The following is an 11,921-nucleotide window of genomic DNA, read 5'->3' as shown; positions in this document are numbered from 1 at the left end:
GTGCGACGGCCCGCCCGCTCACCGTCCGCGCTGCGAGCTTTCGCTCGGCGCGTCGGCTCGAAGCCCGGCCAGGCCCTGCCGCCGCACCCGGCCACGCAACCGAGCGCGGCCTCGTGAAGTGGCAGCTTCGCAATCTCGTGCGCATTCGACTTGAGCATGACGCGACGTGAGACTTCACAATGATTGACATGAGCGATGACAACAATCTCTACACCGTTGGTGAGGTCGCTGAGCGTTTCTCGTTGACGGTGCGAACGCTTCACCACTGGGAAGCACAGGGGCTCCTCGCTCCTGCCGAACGGAGCTGGTCAAACTACCGGCTCTACTCGGTCGAGGACTGTGCTCGGGTCCAAAGGATCATCATCTACCGAGCGACGGGGATGAAACTGGGGGACATCAAGACACTCCTCGATTCCGGTGACTCTGCGATTGAGCACCTCAAACGTCAGCGAGAGAGCCTTATTGCTCATCGCCATCAGACGGACAAAATGATCGAAGCAATCGATACCTTATTGGAGGATGCAATGAACGAGAATTCTCTCAGCGTGGAAGAGATCGGGGTAATCCTTGGGGATGCTGACTTTGCCGCGCATCAGGAGGAAGCTGAACAACTCTACGGTGACAGTGCAGACTGGCAGGAATCTCAGCGCCGCACTGCGTCGTGGAGTGCGAAGGACTGGCAGGGAAATGCTGACCGTTTTCAACAGGTCGAGAAGGACATGATCGCAGCCATTCGCAAGGGCGTTGCCCCCGATAGTGACGAGGCGGCAGCTCTTGTTGCCTCGCATCGGGAATTGCTCAGCGAGTTCTTCCCGGTGACCCCTGCGAAGCACTATGTAATTTCTCGTTCCTACATTCACGACGAGCGTTTCCGCTCGCACTACGACTCGCAACTCGACGGTTTTGCTCAATGGCTCGCGTCTGCAATTGAGTGTGTGGCTCGTGATAGCGGTGTGGATACCGACAATCCCGAATGGGTGTGATTGGTGTGTGAGGCAGGCCATGAGTGAATGCCCTTTTCGGATTTGCTCTTGGCCCACTTCATCGGTACTATTTCTTTTTGTCGCTTTCCCGCGTAGCTCAACGGCAGAGCATCCGACTGTTAATCGGACGGTTACTGGTTCGAATCCAGTCGCGGGAGCTTCTCCCCGGTACGTGGTACCGGGGTTTTTCTTTATCGGTGAACTCCTGTCGCCCGTCTTGCACTCTGGGGCTGAGAGTGCCAGACTTGGACTTAGCACTCGGGAGTGCCGAGTGATAAGCACTAAGGCCGGTGAGGCTCTGGAGGAACCTGAGTCGTCCGTCGCGGGCATCGGTCCAATCCGCATCGCGGAAGGATAGAAGAACATGACAAAGCTCATTCACTTCGATGAGGAGGCACGCCGCGGCATGGAGCGCGGTCTGAACCTCCTCGCCGACACCGTTAAGGTCACCCTGGGCCCCAAGGGTCGCAACGTCGTTCTCGACAAGAAGTGGGGCGCCCCCATCATCACCAAGGATGGCGTTTCCGTCGCTAAGGAAATCGACCTCGAAGATCCCTTCGAGCGCATCGGCGCCGAACTGGTGAAGGAAGTTGCGAAGAAGACTGATGACGTCGCAGGTGACGGCACCACCACCGCAACCGTCCTCGCTCAGGCTCTGGTTCGCGAAGGTCTGCGTAACGTTGCAGCCGGCTCGAACCCCATCGCCCTCAAGCGCGGCATTGACGCAGCTGTCGAGGCTATCGTCGCCCAGCTGCACAAGGATTCCAAGCCCGTTGAGACCACCGAGCAGATCGCAGCGACCGCATCGATCTCTGCAAACGATCCCGAAATCGGTAAGCTCATTGCTCAGGCATTCGAGAAGGTCGGCTCCGAAGGCGTCGTGACCGTTGAAGAGACCAACTCCTTCGACACCACTCTTGAGACCACCGAAGGCATGCGCTTCGAGCGCGGTTTCCTCTCCGCTTACTTCGTCAACGACGCAGAGCGCCAAGAGGCCGTCCTCGAGGATCCCTACGTCCTCCTGGTCGACACCAAGGTCACCAACGCCAAGGAACTGCTGCCCGTCCTCGAGAAGGTCATGCAGACCGGCAAGCCCCTCTTCATCATCGCTGAAGACGTCGAGGGCGAAGCACTGGCAACCCTGGTTGTCAACAACATTCGTGGCACCTTCAAGTCCGTCGCCATCAAGGCCCCCGGCTTCGGTGACCGTCGCAAGGCAATCCTCAAGGATGTTGCAATCCTGACCGCGGGTGAAGTTGTCTCCGAGACCGTTGGCCTCTCCCTCGAGAACGCCACCCTCGAAGACCTCGGCCGCGCACGCAAGGTCATCGTCTCCAAGGACGAAACCACCATCGTTGACGGCCTTGGTGCAAAGGAAGACATCCAGGCTCGCATTCGTCAGCTGCGCAAGGAAATCGAAACCACCGATTCCGACTACGACCGCGAGAAGCTCCAGGAACGCCTGGCAAAGCTCTCCGGTGGCGTTGCCGTCATCAAGTCCGGCGCCGCAACCGAGGTTGAGCTCAAGGAACGTAAGCACCGCATCGAAGATGCTATCCGTAACGCCCGCGCAGCCTCCGAAGAGGGCCTGGTCGCAGGTGGCGGTGTTGCGCTGATCCAGGCTGCTTCCTCCGCTCTGGGCTCGCTGGACTTCTCCGGCGACGAAGCAACCGGTGTCAACATCGTTCGCGAAGCAATCTCCGCACCTCTCAAGCAGATTGCAGAGAACGCTGGCCTTGAAGGTGGCGTTGTCGCCGACCGCGTTGCTCAGATGGAGCCCGGATTCGGTCTGAACGCCGCAACCGGCGAGTACGGCGACCTCATGACCCAGGGCATCTCCGATCCGGTCAAGGTCACCCGCTCTGCTCTGCAGAACGCAGCCTCGATCGCCGGAATGTTCCTGACCACCGAAGCTGTCGTTGCTGACAAGCCTGAGCCTCCGGCACCGGCTGCAGCACCTGCTGACGGCGGAATGGGCGGAATGTACTGATCCGCTAAGGATTCAGACACCATTTCTGGTTAAGTCCCGTTGGGGGGCGCGCCATGCGGCGCCCCCCAACGGCTTTTAATGTGCAAAGAGCCCCATACTCTGCGCTTCGGCATCCGCATAGACTTGTGCGGCGTGCGAAAGCGAGGTCGATATTTGATCCAAGGATGTTTCGACCTGTGCTTGGGTGGTTTGCCATGACGAGACAGACTCCGAAAACTGCGCTGATGCAGCTCCTTGCCACGAGTCTTTCAGGGCAAGGAGTTCATGCATCAAAGCAGAAACCTCCCCGCGAATACTGTCGCAGGTCACCTGGATACGAGAGGCACAGGATGCGACCTGGCCAGAGTCAACCGAATAGACGGTCATAATTCCTCCTAGCGTGAGAAAAATAGTGCTCACAGCCTAGGAAAGCTCAGTGCTCTGCCGCCGATCGTGTACCGCAAACTGTGGAAAAAAGGATTAACTCGCGCACTGTGGACAAATACAAGGATTCAGAGCCCTAAATCCAATTCGCCAGATACAGAATAAGAAAACGCTCAGGACAACGGCGGGGGTGCAGGAATATCGAGATCCTCAATAGCGGATTCCAAAGAAGAAGTATCGTCCTCGTCCGCTAAGCTCTTCTGAGTCCTCTCAGAGCCCGTTGATGGAGGCGTCGACACCAAGGGCCGTTCCACTGTGGGAACCTCGGCAAGAGGCGTTGCGCTTGCTTCGAGGGCATCATCTTGTGTGCTGCCGACGGCCGCGGAGCTGACAGCCGCATCGCCCGCAAGTGTGGTATCCGTCGGCGTAACGGCCGCAGGGAGAGTATCCGCAGGAGTATCACTCAGTGCAGAAACACCACCAAGCTCACCGCTCGGCTGCACCTGAGGATTTTCCTGCGAAGGGGTCTCGTCAGTGGAAAGATCTTCAGAGGTCAGGGCAATCTTTGACTCCGGCAACTCAACAACTGCGTACGGCAGACTAGGAGCGGAAAGCCCCTCATCAACGCGGTCAAAAGGCTGAGTGTGGTTCTTGATATTGAGGTGGCGGCGCCTAATGATCATCGTCCCCGAGGCGGGAGTGTCAAGGGAAGTCTCCTGCGGGCCGTCCTCGACGTCGAAGTCGTCGTCGCTATCGGTGATCTCACCGGCGGCCTCGGCGTCCTTCAGAAGGCGCGTCAGCTTCGTGCTTTCAGCCTCAAGATTGGCGCGCGCCGTTTCTTCCCAGCAGGTGGCCAGAGGGGAGTGGAAAATTTGCTCGCGCTTCAAGATCTTACGAATTGCTAACCGGCGCGCACGGAAGAACTCAAGATCGCACAAGTCTGTACATTCTTGGCGCAAGGCCTCGCGGAAACGCTTGAAATCCTGCGGGCTTGCGGCAAGCATTCCCAAATCCGCATCGATAAGGACTTGAGCGTCCATATCGGAAGGATCCGCGCGATGAGTGAACAGGGCCATCATGAGCTCTTGGATACGCGAGATCACATCCTCGCTCACTCCCAGAGTCTCCATGCGCGAACGCGCGTGATACAGCGACGCAAACTCTTGCTCGTCGCCCGTTTCGCCGCGGCGGAAGATGTCAAAACTACGATTGAGTACTGCCCCCTGGTACCACAGAGCAACTCGAAGTACGTCGGGATCGTGCGCGGTTGAAGCGATCTCGTCAATACGCGACAGGGTCTTCAGCAGGTGACGGGTGTTGTGAAGAAAACGTCCTTGGGCATTCCACCGAGAAATTAAGTCACGCGCTTCAGCCTCAAGAACAGGAATCGGGGCGCTCGCCCCGATGTCTTGCATCGCGTCCACAAAGGAACTAAAAAGCCACTGAGGTGCATCGGCACCCATGAGCGTTCACTCCTAGTCTGACAATGTTACTTTGCCATGCTAGCCACTTTCGTGGCACTTGGCACGGCCGTGATCTTAACGCGAGAAAACTCGCAGAGGCAACACAGCGCCCGCCCGGTTATCTCCCAGCACTTTTATGCATCGGGCTGTGTGTTAATGCGGTCCTTGGATTGCACAATCGGCATAGTAATGCGGACGGTTAGTCCTCCGCCTGGCGTCTTAGCAAGTTCGGCGTGCCCGCCGTGGGCTGAGACAATCGAGGAGACGATCGACAAGCCAAGACCCGAACCACCGAGGGATCGCGCGCGGGAATTCTCGGTTCGGTAGAAGCGCTGGAAGACCTTTTCGAAGTCTTCCTTTGCGATACCCGGACCGTGATCTCTGAACTCGATGAGAACGTTGGAGGGGCGCTGCGCGACGGCAATCTCAACCGGGGAAGAACGGGGCGTGTAGCGCACGATATTGCCGATAACGTTGGTCAGTACCTGCTGAAGTCGATCGCGATCGGCTTGAATCCACACGGATTGAGGGAGGCCTTGCGAGTCAAAGCCCTCAATCTCAACCTGACGGGTGGGGTCAAGAGCCGTCAAATCGAAACGAGCATTGCGCAGCATGGCGATGACGTCGACGTCAACGATTTCCATTGGACGCCCCTCATCGAGGCGCGCCAAAGTTAAGAGGTCCTCGACCAAGGAACTCATACGCGTTGACTCGGAGCGAATGCGCCCCATGACTTCACCCGTGCGTTCGCTGGGGACTCCACCCATCGAGTACAGCTCGCAGTAGCCGGAGATCGCGGCAAGGGGAGTGCGCAATTCGTGCGAGGCATCGGAGACGAAGCGTCTGATCTTCCGTTCCGATTCTTCGCGTGCGGCGAAAGATTGCTCAAGCTGGGAGAGCATGGAGTTCAAGGACTTGGAGAGTGATCCGACTTCGGTAGAGGGAGGCGCGAAAGGAACGCGCTGGGTGAGGTCTCCAGCGGCGATCTCACCCGCTGTCGTCTCAATACCGCGCAGCGGAGATAGTGCTCGCCTCACAAGATAGGTTGCCAATCCCGTTCCAATCGCAATGATCGCAATCGCCGTTGTGGCAACGTATCCCGCCATATTTTGGATCGTGAACTGGACATCGTTGAGTGGCAGAGCGACGGTGAGCGTTCCCGATGGGGTGGTTTCTCCCTTGCGCGTGATGGGAACGATGACGGCTCGCCACATCGAGCCCTTCTTTGTCGATTCGACGGTGATGGGGTCGGTCCATCCGCTAGCTGTATTCGCGGTTTCCCCGGGCTCGAGAAGGTCGGGGACCAGTGGCTTACCCGCGTGGTCGCGCGTCGAGGCCGAGAGTAAGGTGACATCCTCTTCCGAGTCCCGGTGGATGTTCAGGTAGTAGAGAGTCGGAAGACTGGGCTCTTTCGCGAGTTCCTCCGGTGTTTCGATGACTTTCGAGGACAGTGATAGAACTGTCGACGAAAGTTCATCGTCAACCTGTGCAACTAGGTGGCGTTGCAAAAGCCCGATCATCACCGTTGCAGAAAGGGAAAGACCAAGCGTTAAAAGAAGCGCGGTAAGCGCAACAATTCTGGCCGTCAACGAACGTGACGACCAGAATTTGTATACGACCCCGCGAGAATACATCTCTTAGTTTTCGTCTCGTAGGATGTATCCAACGCCTCGCTTGGTGTGAATCAGCTCGCCGCTTGCGCCTTCGACGGCAAGCTTGCGACGCAGGTAGGAGATGTAGGATTCGACGATCGCAACTTCGCCGTCCCAGTCGTATTCCCACACGTGATCGAGGATCTGCATCTTGGAAACGACGCGTCCCTGATTGATCATCAGGTAGCGCAAAAGCTTGAACTCGGTGGGGGAGAGATCGATCGGCACACCGGCGCGGGTCACTTCGTGAGCGTCCTCATCGATGACGAGGTCTGCGACGCGGAGCTTGCCATCATCGCCGCTTTCGCCGAGGGTGCGGCGCAGAATTGCGCGAATGCGCGCAACAACTTCTTCGAGGCCGAAGGGCTTGGTGACGTAGTCGTCGCCGCCGACCGTGAGGCCCTGGATCTTGTCACGCATATCGTCGCGAGCGGTCAGGAACAAAACAGGGATGGTGATTCCAGCGTCGCGCAGGCGGCGGGTCACGGTGAAACCGTCCATGTCGGGAAGCATGACGTCCAAGACGATCAGGTCAGGGCGTTCTTCCTGCGCCTGGTGGTATGCCGAGGCGCCGTCTTCTGCCGTAATGACATCGAAACCTGCAAATCGCAGAGACGAGGCCAGAAGATCTCGGATATTGGGTTCATCGTCAACGACGAGAAGTCGTGCTTCTCCATTGTTCTCAAATTCCGTCATAGTGAACATTTTGAGTGAATTTTCTGGACGAAGCCTGAATGTCCACTGTGTGAAATTTTATTTGTGAGATTGTCGGAGATGACGGAGTCTGCCCGTATCATTTTTATATGAGCAAAAACTCCTCCCGTGCCCTCTTCGAACCGCAGGGCGTGATCTTCAATCCCGTCAAGCGTGCGCTGGCAACTGTTCGTCGGATTTCCCTGACAGTTTTCTTCCTCATCATTGCGGCCCCCATTGTCGTCATGACGCAGATCTTGGAGGAATTCCCGCAGCCACTTCTTTATGCAGCACTTGTGTGTGTCGGCCTCCTCTGGCTCTATTTCCTATGGCTGATTGGACGCCAAGTTCGCAACCTCGCATGGGCACAGGGAGAACATGACTTCCTTATCCGTCGAGGCGCGTTCTTCCGTTCAATGACAATTGTTCCCTACGGCCGCATCCAGTATGTCGATATCTCCGAGGGCCCGATTGCGCGTATGTTCGGAATTTCCTCGATCGTGATTCACACGGCATCGACCCAGACGTCAGCTCACCTCCACGGCATTCCCTCCGAACAAGCTGCCCAACTCCGCGACTACCTTGCGCAGCGCGGGAGCGCTGAGATGGCGGGGCTGTGATCATGAATTCTGCGCAGCGAACGTTTGCAGCAGACCAGGGAGTGGACCCCTCGCTGTGGAGACGCGTCCACATCATCACCCCTCTCCTCGAGGTGTGGCCGATCATTGTTGCCATCATTGCTTTCGCTACCGTGCGAAACCTCAATGAACTCCAAGAAGCGATGAACGCCGGGCTTGGAAACGCCATTATGGACAGGCTTTTCCTTGTCGCGCTGGTGTCTATTCTTGTCATCGCATTTCTTTTTCTCTACACCTTCCTTCAATGGCGAGTGACGGCCTACGCGCTCACTGATTCGGCGCTGTGGTTCCGTAAAGGCATCCTGAACCGGAATCAGCGTCACGCGCGCCTTGACCGCATCCAAGCGGTGGATATTACCCAGCCGGTCCTTGCACGCCTTGTTGGATTGGGGAAACTCGACGTTGAGGTTGCTGGTGGCTCGGATTCAAATATCACGATCGGTTTCCTCAAGGTCTCTGAATTAGAAGCCTTGCGCGGTGAAATTCTTGCTCGCGCAGCAGGACTGAAGATGAGCGGACAGAGTCCAGCCCAGGCCTCGGCAATGGGAGGTCAAGGGTACGCGGCACCGTATGGAGCGCCCCAGGCTGCCTCCCCCTACGCTCCCACCCAGGCTCCCTACGGCAGCGCGCAGAGTACCCAGGCACCCTACAGCCCTGTTCCGCAAGGTCAATACCCGCAAGCTCCGGCAATGCCCGCACAACCGGGCGCGATGCCTCAGCCGGCAAACTTCAGCTACACGGGTGAGGTCTTTGCGCCATCCACAATCCCAGTTGCACCCGAACGTGAACTGTACCAAGTGCCAATGGGACGTCTCCTCGGCTCGCAGCTTCTTTCGATGAGCGCGCTCGTCTCTGTCTTGGCATTGATCGTGATCATTGTTATCGGCGCTGCAAGTATTCCCTATATCGGCTTGGCGGGAATCACCGCCTCTCTCGGTGGTGTGGCTATGGTGGGGCTCTCCGTTGCGAGCTTCCATTGGAATCGCTTTGCTTCCGAGGCCAACTTCCGCCTTGCGATTTCCCCGGACGGCCTGCGCCTGCGTCGCGGGCTCCTGAGTACACGTTCTCAGACAATTCCCCCCAGGCGAATCCACGCGATTGAGATCCAGCAGCCATTCCTGTGGCGTTTCTTCGGGTGGTATCGCGTGCTGATCCTGCAGGCGGGCTACGGGGCAAAAGATACTGATCAAAATAAACAGCAGAGCTCTCATGTCCTCATCCCCGTGGGAACACGCCGGGACGTGAACTTTGCACTGTGGGCAGTTATCGAGGACCTCGGGGTCGATGACATCCCGAGTTTCATTGATGCTGCGCTCGCCGGAACAGGGGATGGCAACGGTTTTGTCCGAATGTCAGCGCGAGCCTTCATTCTGGATCCATTCCTCTTCAAACGTCGTGCCCGCGCAATTACTCGGACAACTTTCGTTGTCCGAGACGGGTGGCTTACTCGCAAGAGCTTCTGGGCGCCTATCGCCCGCCTGCAGTCCGTCAGTGCGAAGGCCGGTCCTCTGGAACGCGCGCTGGGCGTTGCAACCCTTCACATGCACTTGGTTCCCGGGCCCTTCTCCATGAAAGCAGAACATCAGGACGCCACGCAGGTGAGTGCGGATCTCGAAACCCTGCTCCGCCTCGGGCATGTCACGCGAGCAAGCGAGCCTCCCGAAAAGTGGATGCTCCGCATGGAAAATGGTGTGCGATCAGGCTTTGAGACATCACCAATGACACAGTAAGGCTCAACATGCGTGGTGGACGCCTAGATATCGGCATTATCGGCATGGGGCACGTTGGCCCGGTCCTCGGATCGGCCCTACGTGCAGTTGGACATAAGCTCGTGGGGGTCAGTGCCTCCTCTGAAGAGTCGAAAGAACGCGCCGATGCGCTACTCCCGGGAATCCCCATCCTGCCCGTAGAAGAGATCGTTCACAGCTGCGAAATGGTTCTCCTGACTGTTCCGGACGATCAACTCGCGGGCTTGGTGTCCGGCCTTGGGGAACTTGGCGCGTGGAAGGCTTCGCAGCTGGTCGTTCATACCTCGGGAGCGCACGGGATTGAGGTCCTTGAACCCGCAACCCGTGCGGGTGCAATTCCGCTGGCAATTCACCCCGCGATGACCTTCACGGGCACGTCCGTGGATATTCCTCGCCTGATCGGCACTCCCTTTGCTGTGACCGCTCCGGCCATCGCGCTTCCCATTGCGCAGGCGCTTGTCGTTGAGATGGGCGGAGAACCCTTTGAAGTTGCCGAAGAAGACCGCGGCGTTTACCACGCTGCGTTGAATCATGGTGCAAATTTCCTTGCCACTGTAGTCGCGCAGTCTAAGCAGATCCTCTCCACCGTTGGAATTGAGGATCCGGGAACTTTCTTGCGTCCCCTGTGCGAGGCCGCACTAGATCGCGCGCTGCGAGCGGGAGACCGCGGGGTTTCTGGCCCCATCCCGCGGGGCGATGTCGGAACAATTCGCGAGCACCTGAGCGTTCTAGAAATCAAAGCCAAGGAAGAAAACTTGGCGGGGGAGGGCCAGTGGGCACACCGCCTCGAGGATGCACGCTCGACCTACGCGGCAATGACTCTGCACACTGTCGACCTGCTGGAATTTGAGGGACGAATCAGCTCTCAGGTGGCCTCGGAAATACGCGCAGCCGTGCGCGAAATGGGTGAAAAGTGACCTGTTAGACCCCCACGAAATGGCGCTTCGGGGGCCTTTCGAGCGAAAATAAGTCATATGAACTCTACGCCTCAGTTGACGCATACCCGAGAAGAACTTGCGCAAGCACTATCCCAACTTGAGGGGACGCGCGCGCTGGTCATGACAATGGGAGCGCTCCACCGAGGACACCTCGAGCTTGTCCGGAAGGCACAGGAGCTTGCCGATCATGTCATCGTCACAATCTTCGTGAACCCCACCCAGTTTGCTCCGGGCGAGGACTACGATGCCTACCCGCGCACATTGGATGCCGATATGGAGGCACTGTCAACGGTGGGTACTGATCTTGTATGGGCTCCTTCCGTTACCGATGCTTACCCAACTCCTGCAACCACCCGTATGGACGCTGGTCCGGTTGCTCACATACTTGAAGGTGCAACCCGTCCGACGCACTTTGCCGGCGTTGCTTTGGTCGTCTCAAAGGCAATGAATCTGATCCGTCCTGATGTTGCGCTCTTTGGTCAAAAAGATGCCCAACAGCTGGCAGTTATTCGCACTTTTGTTCGTGACTTGGATATGCCCGTGCGCATTCAGGCCGTTGAGATTGTTCGCGATAGCGATGGTGTTGCGCTCTCTTCGCGTAATCAGTACCTCAGTGAGGAAGAACGCGTGCACGCGCGTTCCCTGTCGCGTGCGATTGACGAGGCCCGCGCTGCAGCGGCTTTGGGTGTTCCTCTTGACGAGGTTTTGCGTGCTGCATCCTCCGTTCTCGAGGCCGAAGAGGGAGTCGTTCCCGATTACGTTGCGATCGTGGATGATGACGATTTCACCCTGCTTGCGGGGACGGGAAGCGCTGCAGAGCAAGTGGATGAGGATAGCCGTGAAAATGCGCTGGAAGCTGCGGCAACGCAGGGGAGCCTGCGCGCTCGAATTCTTCTTGCTGCGCGGGTCGGAGCGACTCGCTTGATCGATAACGCGGATGTCGTTATTTCTGCTGCCGGAGGCGCACGTCATGAGTGAAATGACTCGGACCATGGTGATTGGAAAGATTCACCGTGCACGAGTAACTGGAGCCGATTTGCATTATGTTGGCTCGATTACCATCGACGAAGACCTCTTGGATGCGGCCAATATTGTTCCCGGCCAAAAAGTAGATATTGCGGATGTGAACAACGGATCACGCTTATCGACGTACACAATCGCTGGTCAGCGCGGAAGTGGTGTCATTCAGCTCAATGGAGCCGCGGCGCATCTGGTGAACCTGGATGATTTGGTCATCATCATGGCCTATGCCCAGGTCCCCGAATCCCAGGTTCGCTCTGTAACGCCCAGTGTCGTTTTCGTTGATTCACACAATCGCATTCTTGAAAAAGGGGCAGCTCTGGGGCATGTCCCAGAATCCACATCCCAAGCACAAAGCCTAGGTTTGAAGAGCTCAGGCGTGTGAAATTGCTCAGCGCGGGCGCTGGAAGTTCGATAAGTCTTCGGCTTTCGC

Annotated in this window: 11 protein-coding genes and 1 tRNA gene; 8 read left to right on the top strand and 4 right to left on the bottom strand. The window is 57.6% G+C overall.

What is annotated here, in order from left to right:
* Nucleotides 1–188 precede the first annotated feature (188 nt).
* The 3 genes from BQ8011_RS00295 (at nt 189) to groL (ending at nt 2,973) form a co-directional block, all read left to right on the top strand.
* Nucleotides 189–983: a MerR family transcriptional regulator gene (locus BQ8011_RS00295; RefSeq protein ID WP_072457794.1), complete on the top strand. Its 795-nt coding sequence runs from the start codon at nt 189–191 to the stop codon at nt 981–983.
* An 86-nt stretch (nt 984–1,069) separates the two neighbouring features.
* Nucleotides 1,070–1,141: transfer RNA gene (locus tag BQ8011_RS00290), tRNA-Asn, on the top strand.
* 206 nt (nt 1,142–1,347) lie between these two features.
* Nucleotides 1,348–2,973, top strand: coding sequence for a chaperonin GroEL (groL, locus tag BQ8011_RS00285; protein ID WP_072456513.1), 1,626 nt, complete (start codon nt 1,348–1,350; stop codon nt 2,971–2,973).
* 75 nt (nt 2,974–3,048) lie between these two features.
* Here groL and BQ8011_RS00280 read toward each other — a convergent pair whose 3' ends face one another.
* The 4 genes from BQ8011_RS00280 to BQ8011_RS00265 form a co-directional block, all read right to left on the bottom strand.
* A complete protein-coding gene (locus tag BQ8011_RS00280; protein ID WP_034502245.1) occupies nt 3,049–3,339 on the bottom strand; it encodes a WXG100 family type VII secretion target in 291 nt (96 codons plus the stop codon).
* Nucleotides 3,340–3,509: 170 nt separating this feature from the next.
* Nucleotides 3,510–4,799 carry an HD domain-containing protein gene (locus tag BQ8011_RS00275; RefSeq protein ID WP_072456511.1) on the bottom strand — a complete coding sequence of 430 codons (1,290 nt, stop codon included), beginning with the start codon at nt 4,797–4,799 and terminating at the stop codon, nt 3,510–3,512.
* Nucleotides 4,800–4,933: 134 nt separating this feature from the next.
* On the bottom strand, nt 4,934–6,433 hold the full coding sequence (locus BQ8011_RS00270; RefSeq protein WP_072456508.1) for a sensor histidine kinase: 1,500 nt from the start codon (nt 6,431–6,433) through the stop codon (nt 4,934–4,936).
* A 3-nt stretch (nt 6,434–6,436) separates the two neighbouring features.
* Nucleotides 6,437–7,156, bottom strand: a complete 720-nt coding sequence (locus BQ8011_RS00265; protein ID WP_034502238.1) for a response regulator transcription factor — start codon at nt 7,154–7,156, stop codon at nt 6,437–6,439.
* A 98-nt stretch (nt 7,157–7,254) separates the two neighbouring features.
* Between BQ8011_RS00265 and BQ8011_RS00260 the strand changes: the two genes are divergently transcribed.
* From BQ8011_RS00260 to panD, 5 genes are read left to right on the top strand one after another with little or no spacing between them, the layout of a single operon-like run.
* Nucleotides 7,255–7,764 carry a PH domain-containing protein gene (locus tag BQ8011_RS00260; protein ID WP_034502236.1) on the top strand — a complete coding sequence of 170 codons (510 nt, stop codon included), beginning with the start codon at nt 7,255–7,257 and terminating at the stop codon, nt 7,762–7,764.
* 2 nt (nt 7,765–7,766) lie between these two features.
* Complete coding sequence (locus BQ8011_RS00255) at nt 7,767–9,512, top strand: PH domain-containing protein (RefSeq protein ID WP_072457790.1); 1,746 nt, start codon at nt 7,767–7,769, stop codon at nt 9,510–9,512.
* Between the two features lie 8 nt (nt 9,513–9,520).
* Complete coding sequence (locus tag BQ8011_RS00250) at nt 9,521–10,447, top strand: Rossmann-like and DUF2520 domain-containing protein (RefSeq protein WP_072456505.1); 927 nt, start codon at nt 9,521–9,523, stop codon at nt 10,445–10,447.
* A gap of 57 nt (nt 10,448–10,504) precedes the next feature.
* On the top strand, nt 10,505–11,446 hold the full coding sequence (gene panC, locus BQ8011_RS00245; RefSeq protein WP_072456502.1) for a pantoate--beta-alanine ligase: 942 nt from the start codon (nt 10,505–10,507) through the stop codon (nt 11,444–11,446).
* Nucleotides 11,439–11,873, top strand: coding sequence for an aspartate 1-decarboxylase (panD, locus tag BQ8011_RS00240; protein WP_072456499.1), 435 nt, complete (start codon nt 11,439–11,441; stop codon nt 11,871–11,873). The genes panC and panD overlap by 8 nt, the downstream gene beginning before the upstream one ends.
* Nucleotides 11,874–11,921: the final 48 nt, after the last annotated feature.

It is taken from the genome of Actinomyces marseillensis, from assembly GCF_900155605.1.
GTDB lineage: Bacteria > Actinomycetota > Actinomycetes > Actinomycetales > Actinomycetaceae > Pauljensenia > Pauljensenia marseillensis.
The sequence above is the reverse complement of the archived record's forward strand: the minus strand, read 5'-3'. Positions and strand labels throughout refer to the sequence as shown.

Bases quoted from the DNA above. Each gene is read 5' to 3' on its own strand.
- BQ8011_RS00255 (WP_072457790.1), top strand. From the start codon at position 7,767: ATGAATTCTGCGCAGCGAACGTTTGCAGCAGACCAGGGAGTGGACCCC.
- panD (WP_072456499.1), top strand. From the start codon at position 11,439: ATGAGTGAAATGACTCGGACCATGGTGATTGGAAAGATTCACCGTGCA.
- BQ8011_RS00295 (WP_072457794.1), top strand. From the start codon at position 189: ATGAGCGATGACAACAATCTCTACACCGTTGGTGAGGTCGCTGAGCGT.
- BQ8011_RS00275 (WP_072456511.1), bottom strand. From the start codon at position 4,799: ATGGGTGCCGATGCACCTCAGTGGCTTTTTAGTTCCTTTGTGGACGCG.
- BQ8011_RS00260 (WP_034502236.1), top strand. From the start codon at position 7,255: ATGAGCAAAAACTCCTCCCGTGCCCTCTTCGAACCGCAGGGCGTGATC.
- BQ8011_RS00280 (WP_034502245.1), bottom strand. From the start codon at position 3,339: ATGACCGTCTATTCGGTTGACTCTGGCCAGGTCGCATCCTGTGCCTCT.
- panC (WP_072456502.1), top strand. From the start codon at position 10,505: ATGAACTCTACGCCTCAGTTGACGCATACCCGAGAAGAACTTGCGCAA.
- BQ8011_RS00265 (WP_034502238.1), bottom strand. From the start codon at position 7,156: ATGTTCACTATGACGGAATTTGAGAACAATGGAGAAGCACGACTTCTC.
- groL (WP_072456513.1), top strand. From the start codon at position 1,348: ATGACAAAGCTCATTCACTTCGATGAGGAGGCACGCCGCGGCATGGAG.
- BQ8011_RS00270 (WP_072456508.1), bottom strand. From the start codon at position 6,433: ATGTATTCTCGCGGGGTCGTATACAAATTCTGGTCGTCACGTTCGTTG.
- BQ8011_RS00250 (WP_072456505.1), top strand. From the start codon at position 9,521: ATGCGTGGTGGACGCCTAGATATCGGCATTATCGGCATGGGGCACGTT.